Origin of the sequence: Devosia sp., assembly GCF_048261455.1 — a bacterium.
Lineage (GTDB): Bacteria > Pseudomonadota > Alphaproteobacteria > Rhizobiales > Devosiaceae > Devosia_A.
Window position 1 is genome coordinate 26,181 of record NZ_JBLXGA010000001.1, and the last position, 22,318, is coordinate 48,498.

A 22,318-nucleotide genomic window follows, 5' to 3' on the forward strand; every position below is an offset into this window, starting at 1 on the left:
GGGAAAGCCGCATATCTGCGCTTGGGCGGCGTTAAGGGGTTCAGTGAAACCATGGCGCGTCGCGATCCTTCGGCTTGCTCCAATGGTTCCCACTTCCAGCGCTGCGCTCGATCGGCTCCGGTCTCACTGGCATCGCCCGCTAGTCGGCATGGCTGAGGCCTGCGATCTGCTGGGCATCAATCTCAACACCTTCAAGACGCGGCTGAAGCGCGGGCAGGCGCTGGCGCGGCGGATGCCGGGCGATACGGGCCGAGTCACGCTCGGGTTCACCGGTTTTCAGCTGGTCCATAACCTCTTGTCGGACCGGCTGCTGCGCTATGGCTTTGCCGCTGCGCCCTACGATCCCGACAGCACGGCGCGCGCGCCGCATGTTCATGCCGAATGGGTGTTCGATACCGTCCTGTGCCCGCCGCGCCACCTTGGCGCGGTGCTGGAGTTCCGGCGCTATGCGGATGGCACCGTGGTGGCGCTCGGCCACGACAGTCTCGACCCTTTGCCGATGGCCAGCGACGGGGCGCTGGTGCTGCCGATCGGGCGGATGGTGACACAGCTCGCCGAAGCGCTGCCGATGGAGGCCGCAGACTATTCCGGCGCGATGGCCGCGATGTAACGATCGGCGGAGGCGCGCACCCGGGCGGATGCATCGCCGCGCAGCACCCGGTCCCACCAGCCGGCATAGATCGTGTCGGAAGCGAAGGGCGCCACGGCGCCGGCAATGCGCGCGACTGCCCGTGCCGGTAGCGGGATCAGGTTGGGGTAGGAATACATGAAGCTCACCCAGCGGCTGTCCGGCACCACCATGATGGTGTCACCGGTCGTCAGCACGCCCTCACCCCCGGCGCCGCCGGCCCAGTGCAGGGCGCTCGAACCGGCAAAATGCCCACCGCAGCGGATGAGCGTGATGCCCTGGCCCAGATCCAGCGTTTCGCCCGTCCAGTGGGTCACCCGCTCCGAGGGCCGCATCACATGGGCGCGGTCATCCGCGTGCAGATGGATCGGAATGCCGCCAAAGGCCTCGGACCAGTCCACCATTGATGCATAAAAATGTGGGTGCGAAATCGCGATGGCGCGCAAGCCGCCATGCGCCTCGATATGGGCGACCGCCTCGGGCGTCACCAGCGGGGTGCAATCCCACAGCACGCCGCCGCCCGGCTGGGCGATGAACAGGGCGCGCTGGCCGATGGCGATCTGCGGGCTGGCGCCGATGCCGAAGAGGCCCGGTTCAAGTTCGCGGATGTCGTTTTCATGCGTCGCCTGCAGCGCCGCGAGCGTCGTCCAGTCCTGGCCGCCTGCATTCACGTATTGACGTTCGTCACTGCAGATCCTGCAGCTTTGGGGTGGCGTGTCCGAAGGGGCATAGCCGACGCCGCAGGTGGTGCAGATGAAGGATGGCATGGCGGTCGGTCTCCACGGTGATCGGCGGCGCGCTGACCCTAGGCGAGGCCCTTCCAGGCTTCCAGCTCCGCCACCGAGGCGCCGGCGCCTTCGATCACGAACTGATAGATGTCGAAGCTGGTGATCTGGCCGGCATAGTCACGCGCGCGGACCTCGTGCTTCAGCGCCAGGATCAGGTCGCGGTCGCAGCTCGACAGGTCGGCGCGGAAATTGGCGTCGCGCGCCTGACGCACGGCAAAGTCGAACGGGTCCCAGGCCCAGATTTCCCAGCGCCAGTCATTGCCGGCGAAATCGGCGAACTCGATGGCCCAGCACAGGCCCGCGCCTGCGGGGTGGGGATCGACATAGTCGTTGAGAAAGCTCGCGCGGTGCAGGCTCAGTCCAACCTGCTCGAGCTGCGCGGCCAACTCCCCGGCGAGGCTCGCCCATTCCACGGTGCGCTCGGCGTCGCAGGGCAGGTGAAGATCGAGGTTGCGGTCGACCATCAGGTCATAGCCGGCGCTGCCGGTCACAGTCGCTTCGCCAAAGCGCGCGGTCAGCAGCTCCAGAACGCCCGTCTCGATCAGCAGGGTGCGCGCCTCATCGCGCAGCTCTGCCGCGATACGTCCCCTCTCCTCGCGATCCCCCACGATCATCGGCTCCCAATTGCCCTCGGCCAGAATCAAAAACCCGGCACGAATGCCGGGTTCCAGAATGTGTCAGCGACGTGTGTCGGACAAAAGGCGGCTCATTCGCCTGCCTTCTCCTCGGGCGCAGCGGTCTCGGCCTCGGCAGCAGCAGCGGCTTCGGCGGCATCCTTGGCAGCCAGCTCGGCGGCCAGCGCCTCGGCTGCGGCGACCTTCTCGGCCTCGCGTGCGGCCTTGGCCTCGCTGGCGGCAGTGCGCTCGGCAGCTTCGATCTTCTTGGTGCGGGCACCCGTGTTCTCGAAGATACGCGCCGACTTACCGCGACGATCGCGCAGGTAGTACAGCTTGGCGCGACGCACCTTACCGCGCTTGATCACTTCGATGCGGTCGACGTTCGGGCTCAGGATCGGGAAGACGCGCTCGACGCCTTCGCCGTAGGAAATCTTGCGGACGGTGAAGCTCTCGTTGAGGCCGCTGCCGTTGCGGGCGATGACAACGCCCTCATAGGCCTGCAGGCGCTCTTTTTCACCTTCACGAATGCGCACCCACACCTTCACGGTATCACCATGGGTGAATTCGGGGACGGGGCGCTTGGCGATCAGAGCGTCGTACTGCTCTTTCTCAAGTTCGGCGATAATGTTCGACATGGTCGAGTCCGTTCTATCTTTTCATGGGGCGTTTCGCCGACTTGCGCCGACCGCCCGGTCTTGGTTGCACGGATTGTTATCGTGATTATTGGCCGAGCCGTTGGCTCAGGCGTCGCGGGCTATAAATGAAGAACGCCCGCGAGTCCAGTGGCTCGCGGGCGCTCGAAGCAGATTTGGGGAGGCTTAGAGCCAGCCAGCCAGAACGCCTGCGCCGGCAACGGCGAACAGGCCCCCGGCGATGCGGGCCAGCGGACGGCCGTAGCGGGCGGCCAGCGCCGAAACGCCGGTCGCGGCGCCAATGCCGGCGGCGTGCAGCAGCGCAGTCGCAGCGATGAAGCCCAGCGCATAGCCGAGGCCCGAGCTGCCGGCAGGCATTTCGGCGCCATGCGCATGGCCATGGAAGATCGCGAAGACGCCGACGAGGCTCATGGCCGCAGCGACAGGCATCGGGCGGCCCAGAGCGGCCGCGCCACCGATGACGATGCTCGACAGCGCAATGCCCAGCTCAACGAAGGGCAGGTCCATGCCGGCAATGCCAAGGCCGAAACCGACGGCCATCATGGCAACGAAGGCCAGCGGCACGAGCAACATCGCGCGGCCGCCGAGCACGAAGGCGAAAACGCCGACCGCCACCATGGCGAGGATATGGTCGAGCCCGCCGATCGGGTGCATGAAACCGTGCACCAGGTCATGGGCGTGGGCATCGCCCGTGCCGGTATGGGCCAGCACCGCCGTGGGGGCGAGTGCGATGAAAAGGGCCAGAATTGCGCGCATAAAATGTTCTCCTTGGCGGGACCCACCGTCCCGTGTCGCGGTTCTCAGTCGGTGACGGCCGGTCTCCTGGCTCCGGGCCTCTCCCTCCGCCTTCCCAGTCGCAAACCAGTGGCGCTGGAGGGGATCGTGGCCCGATACAGTCGCGGGGGCGGCGCCAGCTTGCCTGCAGTCGCAGGAACCGGCTTCCCGTTTCACGCGGAGGGGTCTGGCCTCCACGCACCGTCAGGTCGATCTTTGGCAGGTTCGATCCGCCAGATCAATCGCATGTGATCGCATTTGCCGCAGGACAAGCGCGGCGGTCTGCGCTAATCAGCGCCGGTGTGATGGAGACCAGCAGCTTGCGCCTCTTCGGGCAAATGATCGGCGAAACCCTGCGCGCACTGGCTGTGCTGGCGCTGGTGTTCCTGTCGTTCGGTCATCAGCCGGTCTCCGTCCTGCCCGACAGCGACACACTGTCGCTCGCCTCGGCCAGCATCAGCTTCTGTGGTGATCCGGTCAGCGGCGAAGACCATGTCCAGGGGCCGTGTCATGCCTGCCGAATTGCCGGTGCCGCGCTGCCCCCGCCGCAGGGCGGTCTGCTACACCTGCCCCGCTCAGCACCGGTCGTCGAAAGCTGCACGGCAGGTGTCGCCGTCACGCCGATGCTGCCCGGCCTGCCGGAAGCGCGCGGTCCACCCCGTCTCGTCTGATTTCCCTTCGATTTCAGATCTATCTCCCGCCGCCGGCCGTGCCGGAGCGGGCTATTGCGAGACATATCATGACCCGTTCTTTCTCTGCGGCGCTGGCCGCCTCCCTGGTGCTGCTGCCGTCGCTGGCCTTCGCCCATGCCGGTATCAGCCCGAAAACCGCCGCCAATGGCAGCAGCGTCAAGTTGGCCGTCCTCGTGCCGCATGGCTGTGACGGCGCCGCCACCGATACGGTGATCGTCACCGTCCCCGAAGGCTTCGTCTCTGCCAAGCCGCAGGCCAAGGCCGGCTGGCAGATCGAAACGACCACTGGCGACTATGCCGGCGCGTACACGGTCCACGGGCGCTCGGTCACCTCTGGCGTCACCCAGATCACCTGGTCGGGTGGCAACCTGCCGAACGATCATTTCGACGAGTTCGTGCTGCGCGGCAGCCTGATGGGCTTCGAGGTCGAAACCCAGCTTCCCATCGCCGTCACCCAGCTGTGCGGCGACGGCTCCGTGGTCTGGGACGAAGTCGCTGCCGAGGGCGTCGATCCGCACAGCCTGGCGCATCCCGCTCCGGTGCTGACGGTGACGATGGCCGATGCGGCGCACGGCCATGACCACGCAGCGATGGCCCATGATCATTCCGCGATGGCGGCGACCGACACCGTGACGATCGGCGATCTCGAACTCTCCGGTGCCTTTTCGCGCGCCACGGCGCCCAATGCGCCGGTTGCGGGCGGCTATGTGACCATCACCAATACTGGTGACAGCGACGATCGTCTGGTCGCCGCCAGCTCGCCTGTCGCCGGCATGGTGCAGTTGCATGAAATGAAGATGGATGGCGACGTCATGAAGATGGGCGAGCTCGAAGACGGCATCTCGGTGCCGGCCGGCGAAACCGTCACCCTGGCGCCCGGTGGCTTGCACCTGATGTTCATGAAGCTCAATGATCAACTGGTCGAGGGCGAAACCGTGCCCGTCACACTGACCTTCGAAAAGGCCGGCAGCGTCGACATCGATCTCGCGATCGGCAGCTCGGCCGCCACCGAGCCGGGCCATGATCATTCTGCCCACACCCACAATCACGGAGGCTGACCCAGTGGCCACTGCCAATCCCCAACCGCATCCCCGTCTCCGCCAGTTCCGCATGATTCTTTGGGCGCTGGTGGCGGTGGCTGCCGTCGGCGCCACGGCCCTGTTCGTGTTCGCGCCGCCGCGCGGACCGGGCGCCGGGGCCGCCTTTTCGGTGGTCGACCAGTCGGGCGCGCCGCTCGATCAGTCGATGCTGACCGGTCATCCCTCGCTGATGTTCTTCGGCTACACGCATTGCCCGGACGTCTGCCCGACCACCATGGCCGATCTGTCGTTGTGGTTCGAAGATCTCGGCGCCGATGCCGATGACCTGAAGGCCTATTTCGTCTCGGTCGATCCCGAGCGAGATACGCCGGAGGTACTCGGCGACTATGTCGGTTGGCTGAATGGCCGGGTGACCGGGGTCACCGGCGATCCGGACGAGATCGAAAAGCTCGTCAAGGCCTGGGGCGTCTTCCACGAAAAGGTCGGCGAGGGTGACGACTATCTCGTCAACCACACGGCCTCGGTGTTCCTGGTCAATCCCGATGGCAGCTTTGAAGGCACCATTGCCTATGGCGAGAACCGCGATGTCGCGGTCAACAAGATCCGGAAGCTCCTCGCGGGCTGAGCTTTTGCGCAAATCGCGCCGTCCCGAACCGGGGCGGCGCATCCATCTGGTTGTCGCCTTGCGGCCCCGGCTCATGTAACAGGGTGCGCAACACCCTTGGCGGAGCGCGACATGGCAGGCTGGATCACCGAAACCATCACCAATATGGGCTATCTGGGCATCATGGCGCTGATGCTGCTCGAGGCGGTGTTTCCTCCCATTCCGTCGGAACTGATCATTCCCTTCGCCGGCTTCGCCGCCGGGCAGGGTGACCTCAACTTCATCGGCGTGGTTCTCGCCGCGACGCTCGGTTCGATGCTCGGCATGGTGCCGTGGTATTTCATCGGCCGGGCCTTCGGGCTCGAACGGGTCAAATGGCTGGCCGACAAGTTCGGGCGCTGGTTCGCCTTCAATGCCGACGAGATCGATCTCGCGGCGCGGATCTTTTTGCGCTGGGGCAAGCCGATCGTCATGGTGGGGCGGCTGTTCCCCATCATCCGCACGCTGATCTCGGTGCCGGCGGGGCTGGCGAAGATGAACATCATCACCTTCACGATCTTTTCCGCCATCGGCATGCTGATCTGGAACACGGTGCTGGTGACCGCCGGTCTGCTGCTGCACGAGCATTACCACCTCGTCGAATCCTGGCTCGATCCGCTGACGCTGGTGGTGCTGGTGGTGGTCGTCGGCGTTTATTTGTTCCGGGTCGTCACCTGGAAGCCGAGCCGCTCGCAGACCACCGAGAGCTGAGCGCGGTTTTAGGGGCGCAATGGCGGCACACAGCAATTTGCCGCCACCGCTTGCCGCACCGGCTTTGCCGCACTAGATAGAACCGCAGCGTCACACGACCCCGGAGACAATCATGCGCGCCCTTTTAGACGTCATCCTTGTCGTCCTGCAGATGTACTGGTGGGTCGTGCTCGCCATGATCATCATGAGCTGGCTGATCAGCTTCAACGTGATCAATACCCGCAATAATTTCGTCGCCGCCGTGTGGCGAATCCTCAACCAGCTGACCGACCCGGTGCTGCGGCCCATCCGGCGCTACATGCCGAATTTCGGCGGGCTCGACCTGTCGCCGCTGGTGCTGTTCCTGATCATCTATCTGATCCAGCGGGTCATCATGTATTACATCTATCCCAACGTCTTCTGACGCCGCTGCTGCCCTATACCGCGGGCCCTGACGGGCTGAAGCTGCGCCTCAGGGTGACGCCCAATGCCGGGCGGACGCTGATCGAGGGTGTGGAAGCCCTGGCCGATGGCAGTGCCGTCCTGCGCGTGCGCGTCGCCGCGGTGCCCGACAAGGGCAAGGCAAATGCCGCCGTGATCGCGCTGCTGAGCAAGACCGTCGGCGTCCCCAAATCCGCCATCACGCTCGTTGCCGGCGAGACCGCGCGGCTGAAGACAGTCGTGATCGCGGGCGACGCCCCATCCCTCATCGCCCGTTTGCCGCAATAAGGGCTCCCCCGCTGCCCATTGCGCTCTGTGCGACATTTTGGCACAAATTCGGGATGAACTCCGGGGACGGGGAGGGGTGTCGGGCTGGGGAGCCCAAACCTGCGACTACGGAGCGTCCCCTGGGGTAGGCAACCGAGGGGATTTTTATGACTTTGCTACTTTGGGCGATCGTCGTGTGCGGCGCACTGTCGATCGTGTATGGCGTCGTTACGACGCGGGGGCTCATGGCCGCCGACGCCGGCAATGCCCGCATGCAGGAAATCTCGGCCGCGGTGCGCGAAGGCGCCTCCGCCTATCTGCGCCGGCAATATATGACCATCGCCATCGTGGGCGTGGTCATCCTGGTGCTGGCCTTTCTGCTGTTGGGCATCTATGCCGCCATCGGCTTTCTGATCGGGGCGGTGCTGTCGGGCGCGGCGGGCTTCATCGGCATGAACGTCTCGGTGCGGGCCAATGTGCGCGTTGCCCAGGCGGCGACCAAATCGCTGGCCGGCGGGCTCGATCTCGCCTTCAAGTCGGGTGCGGTGACGGGCCTGCTCGTCGCGGGCCTCGGCCTTTTGGGCGTGACGCTCTATTTCATCGTCCTCACCCAGTTCATCGGCTTCGCACCGACCAGCCGCACCGTCATCGACGGTCTGGTGGCGCTCGGCTTCGGCGCCTCGCTGATTTCGATCTTTGCGCGCCTGGGCGGCGGCATCTTCACCAAGGGTGCGGACGTCGGCGGCGACATGGTGGGCAAGGTCGAAGCCGGCATCCCCGAGGATGATCCGCGCAATCCGGCCACCATCGCCGACAATGTGGGCGACAATGTCGGCGATTGCGCCGGCATGGCGGCCGACCTGTTCGAAACCTATGTGGTCACCGCGGTCGCCACCATGGTGCTGGCAGCGATCGTTCTGCCCGATGCCTTCAAGCTCGCGGGCATGGTGCTGCCGCTGGCCATCGGCGGTGCCTGCGTCGTCACCTCGATTGCCGGCACCTATTTCGTCAAGCTCGGCAGCGACAACAACATCATGAACGCGCTCTACAAGGGGCTGATCGCCACGGGCGTCCTGTCGCTCATCGCGCTCATTCCGGTCCTGTGGTGGACGTTTGGCGACATGGGGGCCGAACTCGGCGCCACCGATGCCGAAGGGGTGGTCCTGCGCTCCTTCACGCCGTGGAGCCTGTTCTTTTGCGGTGTCGCCGGCCTCGTGATCACGGCGCTGATCGTCGTCATCACCGAATATTATACCGCGACCGGCAAGCGGCCGGTGAATTCGATCGCCGAGGCCTCCGTCACCGGGCACGGCACCAATGTCATCCAGGGTCTCGCGGTGTCGCTCGAAGCCACCGCCCTGCCGGCACTGGTCATCGTCATCGGCATCGTCGTCACCTACAATCTGGCGGGGCTGTTCGGCATCGCCTTTGCGGTTGCGACCATGCTGGCATTGGCCGGCATGATCGTCGCGCTCGACGCCTTCGGGCCGGTCACCGACAATGCTGGCGGTATCGCCGAAATGGCCGGCCTGCCCGAAGAAGTGCGCCGCAATACCGACGCGCTTGATGCGGTGGGCAACACCACCAAGGCCGTAACCAAGGGCTACGCCATCGGTTCGGCCGGCCTCGGCGCGCTGGTGCTGTTCGCGGCCTATACGCAGGACCTGATCTACTTCGCGGGTCTGCCCGATGCGCCGGCGATCTTTGCCGGCATGGGGACGCTCACCTTCTCGCTGGCCGATCCCTATGTGGTCGTCGGCCTGCTCTTCGGCGGGTTGCTGCCGTTCCTCTTCAGCGGCATGTCGATGACGGCCGTGGGCCGCGCCGCGCAGGCGGTGGTGGTCGAGGTGCGGCGTCAGTTCAAGGCCGATGCGGGCATCATGGCGGGCACATCCAAGCCCGACTATGCCCGGGCGGTCGACATGCTCACCAAGGCGGCGATCCGGGAAATGATCATCCCCTCGCTGCTGCCGGTGCTGTCGCCCATCGTCATCTTCTTCGTCATCTACTGGGTGGCCGGCGCAGCCGCAGGCTTCTCGGCCCTCGGCGCCATGCTGATGGGCGTCATCGTCACGGGCCTCTTCGTCGCCATCTCGATGACGGCGGGCGGCGGCGCCTGGGACAATGCCAAAAAGAGCTTCGAGGACGGGTTCACCGACAGCCAGGGCGTCAAGCACCTCAAGGGCTCTGACGCGCACAAGGCCTCCGTCACCGGCGACACCGTCGGCGACCCCTACAAGGACACGGCGGGCCCCGCCGTGAACCCGATGATCAAGATCACCAATATCGTGGCCCTGCTGCTGATCGCCGTGCTCGCGCATCTCGGCGGGGTGGCGTGAGGGTCATCTGCAGTTTGACGTGAAACGCGAGGCCCGGGGGTGGGAACTCCCGGGTCTTCCATCAGTCAGAAGGATAGTGTAGCGTGTTTGTTAATTGCTACCTTTGGAGGCGAACGTTAACCACGTTGGCTTGCAACCTTTCATCGAAGGGCGCATTTAAGGTAGAGATAGAAAAAAGGGCCACCTAACGGTGGCCCTAGTCTATACTGACTTTGGAGGTCAACCATTGTCAGTGGACGCGTGGCAGAAGACTAGTTTCCGCCAGGCAACATCTTGATAACGAACGCGAAAAGGCCGTGCTTGACGTAGTCAGGCACGGCCCTCCATGCATCGTCGCACGCCCTCCAACGCGCAAAATTTTCGGCACGCGATGTGGACGTTTCGGATACCAAACGGCGATAGCTGGTAAGGTATTCGCGATAGTCGTAGTAGCGCGTACTGCAGGGCAGCAGCGCATTGACCACTCTCGACGCTAGCCTTGGGGGCCAGCGTTCAGTTTCACGGTTAGGCTTTTTCATTACTTTAGTCCTTTCCCGCTTTCCCTGAGTATTCGGCGGAATGCCGATCTGGCAGTTAGCGGTTATGACTCAGGGACCCGCCAGAATTTCATGCAAACAGTGGATCGGCCTCCGACTGTTTATTCGAGTCACTACCTAGAAGTCGTGTGCCATCGGCAGTGAAACTGTATACGATTCGACTTCGATAGTGCTTCTTTCCAGGTGCGGCCGAAATCTTCTCGGACTTGATGACACCTGTCCGAACCAACGCCGCCAACGCTCTGCTGGTCTGTCCGGCGGAGACTGTTCGACCTAGAACCGACTCGAGGTCAGATGTAATCGCAACGCAGTACGCACTGTCACCTAGTCTATCGATGGAGCTCAGCACTTCTCGCTCAAACCGCCCAAAGCGGCTTAGGAATAGCTGTGCAAGGACCTTCATTTGGTTATCTCCTGATACTCCCCAGATTCTGCACACCCCGTGGTTTCGGCGTGCACGCTCAGATTATCCGAGCAATCGCACTCTAATCTCCCTTGCATATCGTGTCAAACTGATAGGCGAAACCTGGGTTATCCTGGCTTTGCATTGGTATGGTCAGGGGCGGTCGGCATCGGAGCTAGTTGAGGCGAGAGTGCTTGTGCCGCCCCACCCTCGGTGTCACCCCGGGCTTGACCCGGGGCCCATCCCGGAAGCCGTCAACCCGCACACAGCAAGCGCGGCGCCTGCCGTAGCCTCATCCTGAGCTTGTCGAAGGACGAGGCGTGACACGGCCCGTGCGCCCGCCCTCGTGGTTCGACAGGCTCACCATGAGGGCTCATTGCGGTCCCGATCTTCCGTCTCATGGCCGGGCGCGTCCCGGACATCCAGAACAATCTTGTCTCCTCACCGGCTCCGCGCTGGATCACCGGGACACGCCCGGTGATGAGGGGGCGCGGTATGAAGAATTGCCGGGCGACGGCGCGGTACGTCGCCCCACCTAGAGCGTCCAAATCCCCTATCCGCCGCCTCGCCGCCCGGCTAAGTTCTTCAAAAGACTTGGAGGACCCCCGATCATGATCCCGCTCGACACGGCTGCCGCCGCCAATCGCCGGCAGGCGACCATTACCGATATCAAGGCCATGCGGCTCGACGACGGGTTCTGCGTCGTGCGCATCGACACCGACGCCGGCATTTCCGGCTATGGGGATTGCGGCCCCAATGACGGCGATCTGGTGCGCGCGGTGATCGCCGGGCAGGCGGCCGGGGGCGGGCGGTTGCCGCATCTGAGCCTGATCGGCAAGGATCCGCTGGCGATCCGGGTGCATCACCACAACATGTTCAGTGCCTATCCGCAGCGCCGGCCGCATCTGCAGGTGCTGTCGGGCATCGACATGGCGTTGTGGGATCTCGCGGGCAAACTGCTCGGCGTCTCGGTGGCATCGCTGCTCGGAGGGCCGTTCCGCGACGAGATCGAACTCTATTCGCATTGCCCGCAGGGCGATTTCACCGACGCGGGCGCCTGGGCCGACCGGGTGGCGGAGCTCAAATCCGAGCCCTTCGGCTTCACCGCCTACAAGGTCGATATCCATTCCTGCCTTGGGCTTCATATGCAGGAATATGTGCCGAGCCTTTCGCCCGGCGACATCCGCAAGGTGCGGCGCTCCTACGCGCTGGCGCGCGAACATTTCGGCGAGACCGACATCATCGTTCACTGCCACAACGAGCTCGACACGCCGAGCGCCATCGCGGTGGCCGAGGCGGTCGAAGAGATCAAGCCGCTCTATTATGAGGATCCGCTGCAGCCCGGCTTTGCCGAGAACTGGGTGGCGCTGCGCCGCGCCACCAATCTGCCGATCATGACCGGCGAGAACATCGAGCTGGTGGATCAGGCGCTTCCCTTCCTGACGCGTCAGGCGGTCGATTGCCTTCAGCCCGATATCGTCAATTCGGGCGGCATCACTGGCACGCTGCGCATTGCCGAGCTGGCCTCGGCATGGCGCATCCCGATCACGCTGCACAATGTCAACGGCATCCTGCTCAACATGGCGAGCCAGCAGCTGGGTGCGGCGATCCACAATTGCCCGCGCATCGAATGTACGCGCGGGGCAACGCGCCTCGAGGGCGCGGTTGAGAACCCCATCGTCATCCGCGACGGCAAGATGCAGGTCTCGAGTGCACCCGGCCTCGGCGTCAGTTTCGACGACGACTGGCTCAAGGGCCACCGCTTCGCGGGCGAGGACTGGTGGGGGTGATCGACGCGGCCCTGGTCGGGTCGCTGCTCGGGGCCGGCCAGGTGGCGGAGGTATTCGCCTATGGCGATCACGTCCTGAAGCTCTATCGCAGGCCGGAGGCAAAGGCTTCCGTCTTCACCGAGGCGGCGGTGCTGGCGGCGATCGCCGATCACGGCTTGCCGGTGCCAGATGTTCACGCGGTCGGGCAGTGGCAGGGGCGCTGGGGGCTGGTGATGGACCGGGCCGAGGGCGAGACGCTGGCGCGGTTCACCCCGTCCGGCATTGATCTGGTGCCCGGCGCGATGGACGAGATGCTGCGCCTCCACCGGCGTTTCCACGCCATCACCGACGTGCGGCTGCCCAGCCTGCGGCAGCGCCTCCATTTTCGCATCGCGCGCTCCGATCTTCCGCCGGAGCAGTGCGAGGCTCTGCTGGGGCGGCTGGCGGGTCTGCCCGACGGCACCCGGCTTTGCCACGGCGATTTCCATCCGTTCAACATTCTCGGCAGGCCCGGGCAGACCCTTGTTGTCGATTGGCTCGACGCCGCGAGCGGCCCCCCGGCGGCCGATGTGTGCCGCACGCATCTGCTGGTTTCCGGCGTCGCGCCCGATCTGGCCGATGCCTATGTCGCCGCCTATGCGGCAGCGTCAGACCTCAGCACGGCAGAAATCCTCGCCTGGCGGCCGGTCCTCGCTGCCGCGCGTCTCGCCGTCGAGGGTGTCGACGATGCAGAACGACAGCGGTTGTCGGAGATCGCCGCGACGGCCTGACGCCGGCATCTGGCGCCGCACAGTGGGGCACAATCTGGCCAATCGCCGGCGTCCGGTGTAGGTCTCGTGACGACTATTCGAGGGAGCCGCCGCACCATGTCCATCACCCCCGCCACCCCCTGGCTCGCGCGCCCGGGCCATCGCCAATGGCTGCGCGATCGGGCCGAAGCGCTGTTCGCCTTTTTCGCCAATCGGGCCTTCAATCCGGCGGGCGGGTTTCACGAACTGACCGGCACGGGCGAGCCGATCCAGCCCGACAATCCGGTGCGCGGCATTCATGGCACGGCGCGCATGGTGCATTGCTTTGCCATCGGCAGCCTGCTCGGCCGGCCCGGGTCGCAGCCGATCGTCGACCATGGCATGCGTTACTTGTGGAACGTCCACCGCGACGCCCGGCATGGCGGTTACTTCTGGGCGGTCGACGACAATGGCGCTGCCGACAATGGCCGCAAGCAGGCCTATGGCCACGCCTTTGCGCTGCTCGCCGCATCGAGCGCCAAGCTGGTCGGGCATCCGCTGGCCGACCAGATGATCGCCGATGTCACCGAGGTGATCGAGACGCGCTACTGGGACGAGGCCAATGGCGCCGTCAACGAGCAGTTCAACGCCGATTGGTCGCCTATCTCCGATTATCACGGCCAGAATTCGAACATGCATATGACCGAGGCGCTGATGGCCGCGTTCGAGGCGACCGGCGAGCAGGGCTATCTCGACAAGGCCGAGCGCATCGCCGATCTGATCATTCGCCGCAAGGCAGGCGAGAACGGCTTCCGCGTCGCCGAGCATTTCGATGCCGACTGGCAGGTCGACAAGGCTTACGAGGGCGACGAGATGTTCCGGCCGCCCGGCACGACGCCGGGCCACTGGGTGGAATGGGCGCGGCTGGTGCTGCAGCTGTGGGCGCTGGGCGGGCGCAAGCACGCCTGGATGCCGGATGCCGCCGAAGCGCTGTTCCGCCAGGCGGTCAGCATCGGCTGGGACGAGCGCAACGGCGGGTTCTTTTACAATCTCGACTGGGCCGACACGCCCGACATCCCGCACAAGCTGTGGTGGCCGATGGCCGAAGGCGTGGGGGCCGCGGCCTTCCTCATCGCGCATCGCCCGTCAGACTTCCACGAGAGCTGGTATCGGCGGATCTGGGACGTCATCGCGCGCCATCATATCGACGAACGCAATGGCGCCTGGCACGAGCAGCTGACCGCCGATATGCAGCCGGCGACGACGCTGTTCAAGGGCAAGGGCGATATCTACCACGCGCTGCAGGCGTGCCTGATTCCGCTCTATCCGGCAGAAGGCAGCGTGACGCGCGGCATCATCACGGCCGGTGCCTGACGCCAGGGCGCGCCTTTCGCCCCCGAGGGGTCGGCGCTATTCGTGGTTCGGAAGCGCTTCGGGCTTGGGCGGCGTCAGGATGCTGGAGAGCAGCCGGCCGGCCCAGCCTTTCTGGTCGGCACCGCCGGATTTGTCGCTGTTCATTTCGACCAGCAGGGCCGAGGTGGCGTCGAGCCGCTCGCACAACAGCGTCGCGAGGTGCAGGGTCAGCAGCGGCTGGCGCTCCAGAATGCGGATGGCGTCCTCGACCACCCGCACCTTGGTCGGCTCCACGGCGCGCACCGTGGCGGTATATTCGCGGCCGAGCAGCACCGACATTTCACCGATCAGCGAATCCATTTCGGTGATGGTGGCGATCTCGACGCCGTCCCGCTCGACCGACAGGGTGCCCGTTTCGAGCACGAAGATATCGCCGCCCTCATCGCCCTGGCTGATGAGCACCTCGCCCTTTTCGAGCGTCCGGGTGGGCGCGGAGTAGATGAGCGTGATCAGGCTGGCCATCGCGTAGTCCCCCTAGGTTCGTGTCGCGAGCTTAGCCAATTGTCGCGGTGCGATGAAGAGATCAAATCGCGCCGTCGCTGACAGAGACCGTTCATATCCAGGCATCTGCGGCCGAAAACTGTTCAGCCGGCATTCATCGGGCTGGCTATCGTGCGGCAAATTCGTGGCAATCGTGCCGCACTGTGGGTCTTGCCGGGCGGATGAAAACTGGGCTATGCAGCTTCACCCCGATCACACGCACATCAAGGAGGGGCGATATGGCAGTTATGGCATTCCCAATCCTCCCTCGGCGCCCGCTCGCCTGAGACCTGTCCGTCCGGCCGATAGGCCCTGACCGACCCGTAGCGTGAAAAATCTCCGGATTTCCGGGACTTTTCAGTACATATCCATCTTTCTTCCAGGGACCGGTCATGCGCGTCATGCGTCGCCGGACACATCCAATGCCCACGAAGTCCTCACGCCATCGCCGGCAGGCCTATGGCAAGGTTCTGAATTTCGCATTCTCGCACTGGCGCCAGCAGCCGCTGGGCATCGCCGGTCTTGCCGGGGCAATCATCCTGTCGACCCTCGCCGACGTGCTGACGCCCTACTATGCCGGCCAGCTCGTCAACGCGGTGGCCTCGAGTGCCAGCGCCGACGCCATCGCCTGGGACGCAGCGCTCGCCGCGTTCTGGCTGCTGATGGCGCTGGGCCTCGGCGGCCTGGTGCTCCGGCATTTCGCCTGGTGGGGCATGATCCGCGTCACCTTGCGGATGATGACTGAGATCACGGAGAGCGCCTTTGCGCGCGTGCAGCGGTTCTCGTCTGACTGGCATGCGAACGCCTTCGCCGGATCGACAGTGCGCAAGATCACCAGGGGCACCGGGGCGCTCGACCTGCTCAATGATACGCTGCTGCTGGCGATGCTGCCCTCGGTGGTCATGCTGGTCGGCACGACGGTGATGCTCGGGGCCTTCTGGCCGGTGATGGGGCTGGTGATTGCGATCGGCTCGATCATCTATGTCGGGTTCACCGTGCTGCTCTCCGTCTATTGGGTGGCGCCTGCTGCCAGCCTTGCCAATCAATGGGATACACGGCTCGGTGGGGCACTCGCCGACGCGGTGACCTGCAATGCTGTCGTCAAGGGCTTCGGGGCGGAGACCAGCGAAGACAGGCGGTTGCAGCATACGGTTGCCAAGTGGTGGCAACGCATGCAGCGGACCTGGGAGCGTGGGACCTATTCGGGCACCGGGCAGTTCCTGCTGCTGCTGCTCCTGCGCTTCGGCATCGTTGCGGTGTCGCTGTACATGTGGGCGCAAGGGCTCGCTGAGGCGGGTGACATCGCGTTCGTTTTGACGACATCATTCGTGCTGCAGGGCTACCTGCGCGACGTCGGCATGCATGTGCGCAATCTGCAGCGCTCGGTGAACGACATGGAGGAACTGGTCGAACTCTATGACCAGCCGCTCGATATCGCCGACAATCCGGGCGCCTTGCCGATCGTGATCCATGAAGGCCGCATCGGTTTCGAGACAGTCGACTTCCACTACGGCAAGCACGCTACACCGCTCTATCAGGACCTGAATATCGCCATTGCACCGGGCGAAAAGGTCGGGCTCGTTGGGCATTCCGGCTCTGGAAAGACGACGTTCGTCAAACTGATCCAGCGGCTGCATGATGTTTCCGGCGGGCGGATCATGGTCGACGGCATCGATATCCGCGAGGTGACGCAGGCATCGCTGCGGCAGCAGATCGCTATCGTGCAGCAGGAGCCCATCCTGTTCCACCGCTCGCTGGCCGAGAACATTGCCTATGGCAAGCCGGGCGCCAGCATGAAGGAGATCATCGCGGCGGCCGAACTCGCCAATGCGCATGGGTTCATTGCCAAGCTGACCAAGGGCTACGAAACCATGGTCGGCGAGCGCGGCATAAAGCTGTCGGGTGGCGAGCGTCAGCGCGTCGCCATTGCCCGCGCCTTCCTGTCCGATGCGCGGATCCTGATCCTCGACGAGGCTACATCCAGCCTCGACAGCGAGAGCGAACGGCTGATTCAGGAGGCGATGGAGCGGCTAATGGAGGGGCGGACCACCATCGTCATCGCGCATCGGCTGTCGACCGTGCGGGCGCTCGACCGGCTGCTGGTCTTCAGTCACGGCAAGGTGGCCGAAGAGGGGACGCACGAGCAGCTGATTGCGCTCGAGGGTGGCATCTATCGTCAGCTGTTCGAGCGGCAGGCGATGGATCTGGTCCGGGGCATGGACCTCAGCCCCGGTCTGCAGGTGGCGGAGTAGAAGAACGGGGCGGCGCTTCGGTGCCGCTCCCCCAAGGGTAAGCGCCAACCGCGCCCTAGTTGCTTGGCTTGCCGGTTTTCTCGAAATCGCCCGCCAGATTGTCCATGAAGGTCGCGATCGGCATGTCCGGCACGTTGGGACAGATCTTCAGCAGCGTCGCATGCACGTCGCGCAGGTCTTTGTCGAAGCTTTCGGCGCTGAAACTTGCACTCGGCAGGGTCCCCAGCCGCGCCTGCAGATAGCCGAGCGCCCAGAACAGCACCGCATTGGCCTCGCCACGGTTCTCGCTCTGCTGCGCCGCAAGATAGGCACTGCAGGTGTAAGTGTAGGGATTGCTCACGGTCTGTGCCCCGGCATGTGACGTTGTGAAACCGGCTGACAAGATTGTGGCGATGACGGCAAGTATCTTCATGTCTGCTTCCATCCCACGCGTCACTACTCGCCGAGAGTCCCCATAAGACGTCAAATCAGCCTGCAGGACAACCGGAGCGGCGCGTGCGTGTTTGTGCGTTGAAGAGCTTCGGATAATCGCTGCGGGCGATCTTGGAATTCATCGGCAAATGCCGATATAAGCCGGCATGACCTTACCACTCTCCATTCTCGATCTCGCCCCGGTCGCCGAGGGCACGTCTACTCCCGGCGCGCTCAAGCAGATCGTCAAGCTGGCCCAGCACGGCGATGCGCTCGGCTATACCCGCGTCTGGTATGCCGAACATCACGGCATGCCATCGATTGCTTCGTCGTCGCCTGAGGTTCTGATTGCGACGGCCGCCGCCAATACGCAGCGCATCCGCGTCGGCTCAGGTGGCGTGATGCTGCCCAATCATGTGCCGCTGCGGGTCGTCGAAACCTACCGCACACTCAATGGCATGAACCCTGGTCGGATCGATCTCGGGATTGGCCGGGCGGGTGGCAGCGACGGGCGCACGCTGCAGGCGCTGCGTTCGGTCGGCGGCGAGTATTTCGCTCAGGAACTGGCAGAGGTGCTGGCCTTCGAAGAGGGTAATTTCGCGCCCGATCATCCGTTTGCGCCAATCATGGTGTCGCCGGAGCAGGTCGAACTGCCGCCCATCTGGCTGCTCGGTTCGTCCGGTGCCAGCGCGCAGGCGGCGGGACAGCTTGGCGTCGGCTATGCCTTTGCGGCGCATTTCAGCCAGACACCGGCAAAGCCGGCCTTCGAAGCCTACAGGGCGGCCTTCACACCGAGCGCGGCCTTTCCCAAGCCGCATGCCATCCTGGCGCTATCGGCTCTGGTCGCCCCGAGTGATGAGGAAGCAAAGTTCCTCTCCGGCTCGCAGGAGTTGAGCTGGGCGCTGTTCCATTCGGGGCAGATGCGCAAGCTCGTCTCGCCTGAGGACGCGGCGGCGCACGCCTATACCGACCAGGAAAAGCGCATCATCTCCAGTCATTCGCCGCTGTGGATCGTCGGCTCCCCCGAAACGGTGAAAGCCGAGATCGAGGAAAAGGCCACGGCTGCTGGGGCAGACGAGGTGATCGTCACCACGACGGCGTGGGACTACGACCTGCGTCGGCGCTCCTACACGCTGCTCGCCGAGGCTTTCGACCTCGGCGAATAGGTATCAGGCAGCGGCGCGATCAAGCAGGGGTGGCTGAAAGGTGAGCTTGATCATCTGGCGCGCCATCAGCATCTGCTCGGGCAGGATCTGCGGTTGGTTCAACGCCTTGGCCATGATGATGCCGCCGTCGATTGCGCAGCAGATCGCCCTCGCGAGCGCCGCGGAATCGACCGGGTCACGCGTCGGGTAGACGGCAATGATGCTGTCGATCATCCGCGTGAAGTAGGCGTTCCAGTGCTCGGCGACCTCGGTGATCATCTCGCGGACATCGCGATCGAACAGCCGATCCTGATAGCTCATCGTTGCGACGATGCAGCCAGGATGCCCCTCGGGAATCGCGGCCATGCGCTCTGCAAAAAGGTTGAGGCCGATCAGCAGCTGCTGAAGGGGGTCCTCTGTCAGCTCGCCTGCGCGGCCGAAGACCTCCGCAAGCAAACGATCGTTCTGGTCATTGTAGCGGCTCACCAGTCCGCGGGCCAATTCGTTCTTGTCCTTGAAGTGATAGAAAAAGCCCGACTTGGTGATCTCCGCCTCTGCGATGATTTCCTCGATGGAAGTCGCGCCAAAGCCCTTGGCCAGCACCGAAGCCTCGGCGATCTCCAGTATCCGTTCACGCGTCGCGTTGCCCTTGCGCATCACACTTTCCCTCTTGCGATTACTGTACCTTGAGTCTGGTTTTCGCCTCGAAAGCGATCTTCCCGGTGGACTTCGCCATCGGCAGAACGAGCCTAAGACCCTGCAGACAAACAGCAATTCAACGTCACTCAGTGACTTGACCACGACCCCGCTAGTTTTGGACGTCGGTCAAGGTCACAACTCGCGCCATCCCGCAGCAACGCCAATAACGGCGAAACGGGCTGCAATCAAGCATTGATGGAGACTTGAGATGACGACGAGACAGCATGTGCTGCCGCAGCAAAAGGGCCAGATGTTCGTGACCGATGGTGGTGTGGAGACGCACCTCATCTTCAACGAGGGCCAGGACCTGCCCGAAATGTCGGCCTTTCTGCTCAACGAGAGCGAGGACGGTCGCGAGCGGATGCGCAATTACTATCGTGCCTATATCCCCATCGCGCAGGAGGCGGGACAGGGCTTTCTGTTCGACACCAATACCTGGCGAGCCAGTGCCGATTGGGGCGCCAAGGTCGGTTTCGACGCCCAGCGGCTTCGCGAGGCCAACATCAAGGCGGTGCAGTTTTGCCGCGAGATGCAGGCCGAGTTTGCCGCTGCCGGCGTGACCTCGATCGTTTCGGGCGTCGTCGGGCCGCGGCGTGACGCCTGGCAGTATGATGACGCGATGACGGTCGAGGAAGCTGTGAGCTACCACACGGCGCAGATCGAAGCGTTTGAGGCCGCCGAGGCCGATTATGTGTCGGCCTATACGCTGACCAATGTACCCGAGGCGGTCGGCATCGGGCTGGCGGCGCGCGAAGCCGGTCTGCCGGTTGTGCTCAGCTTCACGCTCGAAACCGATGGCAATCTGCCGGGCGGCAAGCCGCTCGGGGTCGCAATCGCGGAAACCGACGCGGCGCTCGACGGCTACCCGGCCTACTACATGATCAACTGTGTGCACCCGATCCACTTCGCGGGAACGGTGCGTCAGGGCGGTGACTGGGTGAACCGTATCGGCGGCGTCCGGGTCAATGCCTCGATGATGAGCCATGCCGAGCTCGACAATTCTCCGGAGCTCGACAAGGGCGACCGTCGCGATCTCGCCAACCGCTATGCGCGGGTGATGCCGCTCTTGCCAAACCTCAGGGTGATCGGTGGGTGCTGCGGTACCGACCATTCGCATATCGATGCGATCAGCCGGGCCTGCCTGCCAGGGCATGATCACGGCCACGCGCATCATCGTGGGCATGCGCACGAGGGAGAAGTGGCATGAGTGTTCTGGCTTTAACAGGACCGTCGGAGCGTATTGGCAGTGGCCTGATCCAGCGGGCGCGCGCCCGCTTCGACGACTGGCTTCGCTCGCGACAGCGGCGCAAGGCAATCTCAGATATTTCGCAGCTCGATGACCATGTGCTGCGCGATATCGGCATTTCGCGCGCGGACATTCAGGACGCGCTCGATGGCCGCGGCGGTTCAGTGCTGTTCGAGCGGTTCCGAGCCAACGACTATTGAAGCAGCGCCGGAGGCCGGTCCTATCGGCCTCCGGCGTCTCGTATCCGGCGCCAGATGGCGACAATCGCCTCGGCACTGCGGTCGATATCGGCTTCGGTGGTGGCCATCGAAGTGACCGACAGGCGCATGATCCAGTCGTCACGCCATTGGGCGCCGCCTGCGTAGCAGACTCCGTCGGCCTGTACCTTTTCGATAACCGCTTCGGTCTGTGCCTTGCGCGCCGCGGCGTCGCCGCTGCCGAAACTGACGGCAATCTGATTGAGAACGACGTCATTCAGGATGCGCACACCGGCTTCGCTTGCCAGGCGATCCGCGAAGCGCCGGGCAAGCGCGCAATGTCCGGCCACGAGTTCGGATACGCCTTCGCGGCCCAGAACCTTCAGCACGGTCCATACCGGCACGCCTCGGGCGCGGCGGCTGAGTTCGGGCACAAACGCCGACGGCACGCGGTCGCCCTGCTGAATGATCGGCAGATAGGAGGACCATTGCGTCATTGCGCGCTGCGCCACCTCACGATCGCGCACGATGGCAAAGCCGCAATCATAGGGGACCTGCAGCCATTTGTGTCCGTCGGTGCACCAGGAGTCGAAGAGCTCAATGCCTTCGGTCAGATGCAGTTCGTGCGGCGAAACCCGCGCCCAGAGGCCGAATGCGCCATCGACATGCAGCCAAGCGCCGCGGGGCTTAGCGATGGCGGCAATCTCCGCAAAAGGGTCGAAGGCGCCCGTGTTGATCTGGCCTGCCTGGGCGATGACGATCGCCGGATTGTCGCGACCGGCCATGGCGGCCTCGAGCGCGGACGGGATCATCCGGCCTTCGCTATCCGTCGCGATGGTAATCACGCGCCTGTAGCCAAAGCCGATCAGTTGCAGCGACGAAAACAGCGAGGAATGGGCGTCAGCGCCGATGAAGACATCGACCTGCGGGGCGCCGAACAGCCCGTCGGCATCGGCATCCCAGCCTGCCTTCAGCAGGACCCCGGTGCGCGCGGCGGCAAGGCAGGTGCCGTTCGCGACTGTGGCGCCTGTCGCAAAGCCGACCGAGCTGCCGGTCGGCAGGTCGAGCAGTTCGACAAGCCAGCGTTCGGCCTGATCCTCGATGGCGGATACGGCGGGGGTCGGCGTGTGATAGCCGGCGTTCTGCCCCCAGGCCGACACCAGCCAGTCGGCTGCAACACCGGTCGGGTGGGATCCCCCCATCACCCAGCCGAAGAATCGCGGGCCGGTAATCGGCATCAATCCGCCGTCCGCTGTCGACAACAGTTCGTCCAAGGCTGTCTCGGGCGCCGTGCCCGACTGCGGCATACCTTCGTCAAGGGTCGCCAGAATATCGTGATAGCTGCGGTCGGGTCGGGCAGGAGCATCGGCGACCGACTGTCGATAGTCGAGCGCTGCCAGCATGGCGGTCTCGAACAGAGCTTTCGGATCCGTGGTCATCGATTTCCTCCCTGCCGTCTGTGTGCAG

The 22,318-nt window shown here is 64.4% G+C and carries 23 protein-coding genes and 1 riboswitch; of the genes, 15 read left to right on the top strand and 8 right to left on the bottom strand.

All coding sequences use genetic code 11. The features are described from left to right. Window positions 1–148: 148 nt before the first annotated feature. Entirely contained in the window at window positions 149–610 is a 462-nt protein-coding gene (locus ACN0TK_RS00120; RefSeq protein ID WP_417307396.1) for a hypothetical protein, read from the top strand. Here ACN0TK_RS00120 and ACN0TK_RS00125 read toward each other — a convergent pair. From ACN0TK_RS00125 to ACN0TK_RS00140, 4 genes are all read right to left on the bottom strand, one after another. Then, window positions 583–1,395 (bottom strand): MBL fold metallo-hydrolase, encoded by an 813-nt coding sequence (locus tag ACN0TK_RS00125; RefSeq protein WP_417307397.1) that lies wholly within the window; start codon window positions 1,393–1,395, stop codon window positions 583–585. The two genes, ACN0TK_RS00120 and ACN0TK_RS00125, sit on opposite strands and share 28 nt — an antisense overlap. Before the next feature lie 38 nt (window positions 1,396–1,433). Continuing rightward, window positions 1,434–2,030 (bottom strand): hypothetical protein, encoded by a 597-nt coding sequence (locus tag ACN0TK_RS00130; protein WP_417307398.1) that lies wholly within the window; start codon window positions 2,028–2,030, stop codon window positions 1,434–1,436. 92 nt (window positions 2,031–2,122) lie between these two features. Further along, entirely contained in the window at window positions 2,123–2,668 is a 546-nt protein-coding gene (gene rplS / locus ACN0TK_RS00135; RefSeq protein ID WP_417307399.1) for a 50S ribosomal protein L19, read from the bottom strand. A 183-nt stretch (window positions 2,669–2,851) separates the two neighbouring features. Further along, window positions 2,852–3,442 (bottom strand): HupE/UreJ family protein, encoded by a 591-nt coding sequence (locus ACN0TK_RS00140; RefSeq protein ID WP_417307400.1) that lies wholly within the window; start codon window positions 3,440–3,442, stop codon window positions 2,852–2,854. A gap of 38 nt (window positions 3,443–3,480) precedes the next feature. Beyond that, window positions 3,481–3,681, bottom strand: a riboswitch (cobalamin riboswitch). 99 nt (window positions 3,682–3,780) lie between these two features. On the opposite strand from ACN0TK_RS00140, the gene ACN0TK_RS00145 reads away from it, so the two are divergent. The 10 genes from ACN0TK_RS00145 to ACN0TK_RS00190 all read left to right on the top strand — a co-directional run bounded on the left by ACN0TK_RS00145 (window position 3,781) and on the right by ACN0TK_RS00190 (window position 14,382). Then, the gene (locus ACN0TK_RS00145; protein ID WP_417307401.1) at window positions 3,781–4,131 is read left to right on the top strand and encodes a hypothetical protein; all 351 of its coding nucleotides are present in this window, start codon (window positions 3,781–3,783) and stop codon (window positions 4,129–4,131) included. Between the two features lie 68 nt (window positions 4,132–4,199). Then, entirely contained in the window at window positions 4,200–5,210 is a 1,011-nt protein-coding gene (locus ACN0TK_RS00150; RefSeq protein ID WP_417307402.1) for a copper chaperone PCu(A)C, read from the top strand. A 4-nt stretch (window positions 5,211–5,214) separates the two neighbouring features. After that, window positions 5,215–5,817 (top strand): SCO family protein, encoded by a 603-nt coding sequence (locus tag ACN0TK_RS00155; RefSeq protein ID WP_417307403.1) that lies wholly within the window; start codon window positions 5,215–5,217, stop codon window positions 5,815–5,817. Between the two features lie 111 nt (window positions 5,818–5,928). Beyond that, complete coding sequence (locus tag ACN0TK_RS00160; RefSeq protein ID WP_417307404.1) at window positions 5,929–6,546, top strand: DedA family protein; 618 nt, start codon at window positions 5,929–5,931, stop codon at window positions 6,544–6,546. Window positions 6,547–6,658: 112 nt separating this feature from the next. Continuing rightward, window positions 6,659–6,949 (top strand): YggT family protein, encoded by a 291-nt coding sequence (locus ACN0TK_RS00165; RefSeq protein WP_417307405.1) that lies wholly within the window; start codon window positions 6,659–6,661, stop codon window positions 6,947–6,949. 8 nt (window positions 6,950–6,957) lie between these two features. Beyond that, window positions 6,958–7,254, top strand: coding sequence for a DUF167 family protein (locus ACN0TK_RS00170; RefSeq protein WP_417307759.1), 297 nt, complete (start codon window positions 6,958–6,960; stop codon window positions 7,252–7,254). 146 nt (window positions 7,255–7,400) lie between these two features. Then, on the top strand, window positions 7,401–9,572 hold the full coding sequence (locus ACN0TK_RS00175) for a sodium-translocating pyrophosphatase (protein WP_417307406.1): 2,172 nt from the start codon (window positions 7,401–7,403) through the stop codon (window positions 9,570–9,572). A 1,550-nt stretch (window positions 9,573–11,122) separates the two neighbouring features. After that, complete coding sequence (locus tag ACN0TK_RS00180) at window positions 11,123–12,301, top strand: mandelate racemase/muconate lactonizing enzyme family protein (protein WP_417307407.1); 1,179 nt, start codon at window positions 11,123–11,125, stop codon at window positions 12,299–12,301. Beyond that, window positions 12,298–13,050 (top strand): phosphotransferase family protein, encoded by a 753-nt coding sequence (locus tag ACN0TK_RS00185; protein ID WP_417307408.1) that lies wholly within the window; start codon window positions 12,298–12,300, stop codon window positions 13,048–13,050. Before ACN0TK_RS00180 ends, ACN0TK_RS00185 begins: the two co-directional genes overlap by 4 nt. 96 nt (window positions 13,051–13,146) lie before the next feature. Continuing rightward, complete coding sequence (locus ACN0TK_RS00190) at window positions 13,147–14,382, top strand: AGE family epimerase/isomerase (protein ID WP_417307409.1); 1,236 nt, start codon at window positions 13,147–13,149, stop codon at window positions 14,380–14,382. 36 nt (window positions 14,383–14,418) lie between these two features. On the opposite strand, the gene ACN0TK_RS00195 is transcribed toward ACN0TK_RS00190, so the two are convergent. Next, on the bottom strand, window positions 14,419–14,883 hold the full coding sequence (locus tag ACN0TK_RS00195) for a cyclic nucleotide-binding domain-containing protein (RefSeq protein WP_417307410.1): 465 nt from the start codon (window positions 14,881–14,883) through the stop codon (window positions 14,419–14,421). Window positions 14,884–15,323: 440 nt separating this feature from the next. Here ACN0TK_RS00195 and ACN0TK_RS00200 point away from each other — a divergent pair, with 440 nt between their 5' ends. After that, on the top strand, window positions 15,324–17,153 hold the full coding sequence (locus ACN0TK_RS00200) for an ABC transporter ATP-binding protein (protein ID WP_417307411.1): 1,830 nt from the start codon (window positions 15,324–15,326) through the stop codon (window positions 17,151–17,153). Between the two features lie 55 nt (window positions 17,154–17,208). Here the strand turns inward: ACN0TK_RS00200 and ACN0TK_RS00205 are convergent, their stop codons facing one another. Then, a complete protein-coding gene (locus tag ACN0TK_RS00205) occupies window positions 17,209–17,565 on the bottom strand; it encodes a hypothetical protein (protein WP_417307412.1) in 357 nt (118 codons plus the stop codon). Between the two features lie 166 nt (window positions 17,566–17,731). Between ACN0TK_RS00205 and ACN0TK_RS00210 the strand changes: the two genes are divergently transcribed. Next, entirely contained in the window at window positions 17,732–18,730 is a 999-nt protein-coding gene (locus ACN0TK_RS00210; protein WP_417307413.1) for an LLM class flavin-dependent oxidoreductase, read from the top strand. A 3-nt stretch (window positions 18,731–18,733) separates the two neighbouring features. Here ACN0TK_RS00210 and ACN0TK_RS00215 read toward each other — a convergent pair whose 3' ends face one another. Next, window positions 18,734–19,366: a TetR/AcrR family transcriptional regulator gene (locus tag ACN0TK_RS00215; RefSeq protein ID WP_417307414.1), complete on the bottom strand. Its 633-nt coding sequence runs from the start codon at window positions 19,364–19,366 to the stop codon at window positions 18,734–18,736. A 250-nt stretch (window positions 19,367–19,616) separates the two neighbouring features. Here ACN0TK_RS00215 and ACN0TK_RS00220 point away from each other — a divergent pair, with 250 nt between their 5' ends. Together ACN0TK_RS00220 and ACN0TK_RS00225 are read left to right on the top strand one after the other, a co-directional pair. Further along, window positions 19,617–20,615, top strand: a complete 999-nt coding sequence (locus tag ACN0TK_RS00220) for a homocysteine S-methyltransferase family protein (protein ID WP_417307415.1) — start codon at window positions 19,617–19,619, stop codon at window positions 20,613–20,615. Next, window positions 20,612–20,854: a DUF1127 domain-containing protein gene (locus tag ACN0TK_RS00225; protein ID WP_417307416.1), complete on the top strand. Its 243-nt coding sequence runs from the start codon at window positions 20,612–20,614 to the stop codon at window positions 20,852–20,854. The genes ACN0TK_RS00220 and ACN0TK_RS00225 overlap by 4 nt, the downstream gene beginning before the upstream one ends. A gap of 20 nt (window positions 20,855–20,874) precedes the next feature. Here the strand turns inward: ACN0TK_RS00225 and ACN0TK_RS00230 are convergent, their stop codons facing one another. Continuing rightward, window positions 20,875–22,290: a pyridoxal phosphate-dependent decarboxylase family protein gene (locus ACN0TK_RS00230; RefSeq protein ID WP_417307417.1), complete on the bottom strand. Its 1,416-nt coding sequence runs from the start codon at window positions 22,288–22,290 to the stop codon at window positions 20,875–20,877. Window positions 22,291–22,318 lie beyond the last annotated feature (28 nt).

Excerpts from the sequence above, each read along its gene's own strand:
- ACN0TK_RS00210 (WP_417307413.1), top strand. The coding sequence starts at position 17,732 with ATGACCTTACCACTCTCCATTCTCGATCTCGCCCCGGTCGCCGAGGGC.
- ACN0TK_RS00220 (WP_417307415.1), top strand. The coding sequence starts at position 19,617 with ATGACGACGAGACAGCATGTGCTGCCGCAGCAAAAGGGCCAGATGTTC.
- ACN0TK_RS00150 (WP_417307402.1), top strand. The coding sequence starts at position 4,200 with ATGACCCGTTCTTTCTCTGCGGCGCTGGCCGCCTCCCTGGTGCTGCTG.
- ACN0TK_RS00190 (WP_417307409.1), top strand. The coding sequence starts at position 13,147 with ATGTCCATCACCCCCGCCACCCCCTGGCTCGCGCGCCCGGGCCATCGC.
- ACN0TK_RS00130 (WP_417307398.1), bottom strand. The coding sequence starts at position 2,030 with ATGATCGTGGGGGATCGCGAGGAGAGGGGACGTATCGCGGCAGAGCTG.
- ACN0TK_RS00180 (WP_417307407.1), top strand. The coding sequence starts at position 11,123 with ATGATCCCGCTCGACACGGCTGCCGCCGCCAATCGCCGGCAGGCGACC.
- ACN0TK_RS00165 (WP_417307405.1), top strand. The coding sequence starts at position 6,659 with ATGCGCGCCCTTTTAGACGTCATCCTTGTCGTCCTGCAGATGTACTGG.
- rplS (WP_417307399.1), bottom strand. The coding sequence starts at position 2,668 with ATGTCGAACATTATCGCCGAACTTGAGAAAGAGCAGTACGACGCTCTG.
- ACN0TK_RS00160 (WP_417307404.1), top strand. The coding sequence starts at position 5,929 with ATGGCAGGCTGGATCACCGAAACCATCACCAATATGGGCTATCTGGGC.
- ACN0TK_RS00175 (WP_417307406.1), top strand. The coding sequence starts at position 7,401 with ATGACTTTGCTACTTTGGGCGATCGTCGTGTGCGGCGCACTGTCGATC.
- ACN0TK_RS00140 (WP_417307400.1), bottom strand. The coding sequence starts at position 3,442 with ATGCGCGCAATTCTGGCCCTTTTCATCGCACTCGCCCCCACGGCGGTG.
- ACN0TK_RS00125 (WP_417307397.1), bottom strand. The coding sequence starts at position 1,395 with ATGCCATCCTTCATCTGCACCACCTGCGGCGTCGGCTATGCCCCTTCG.
- ACN0TK_RS00230 (WP_417307417.1), bottom strand. The coding sequence starts at position 22,290 with ATGACCACGGATCCGAAAGCTCTGTTCGAGACCGCCATGCTGGCAGCG.
- ACN0TK_RS00200 (WP_417307411.1), top strand. The coding sequence starts at position 15,324 with ATGCCCACGAAGTCCTCACGCCATCGCCGGCAGGCCTATGGCAAGGTT.
- ACN0TK_RS00195 (WP_417307410.1), bottom strand. The coding sequence starts at position 14,883 with ATGGCCAGCCTGATCACGCTCATCTACTCCGCGCCCACCCGGACGCTC.
- ACN0TK_RS00225 (WP_417307416.1), top strand. The coding sequence starts at position 20,612 with ATGAGTGTTCTGGCTTTAACAGGACCGTCGGAGCGTATTGGCAGTGGC.
- ACN0TK_RS00120 (WP_417307396.1), top strand. The coding sequence starts at position 149 with ATGGCTGAGGCCTGCGATCTGCTGGGCATCAATCTCAACACCTTCAAG.
- ACN0TK_RS00215 (WP_417307414.1), bottom strand. The coding sequence starts at position 19,366 with ATGCGCAAGGGCAACGCGACGCGTGAACGGATACTGGAGATCGCCGAG.
- ACN0TK_RS00205 (WP_417307412.1), bottom strand. The coding sequence starts at position 17,565 with ATGAAGATACTTGCCGTCATCGCCACAATCTTGTCAGCCGGTTTCACA.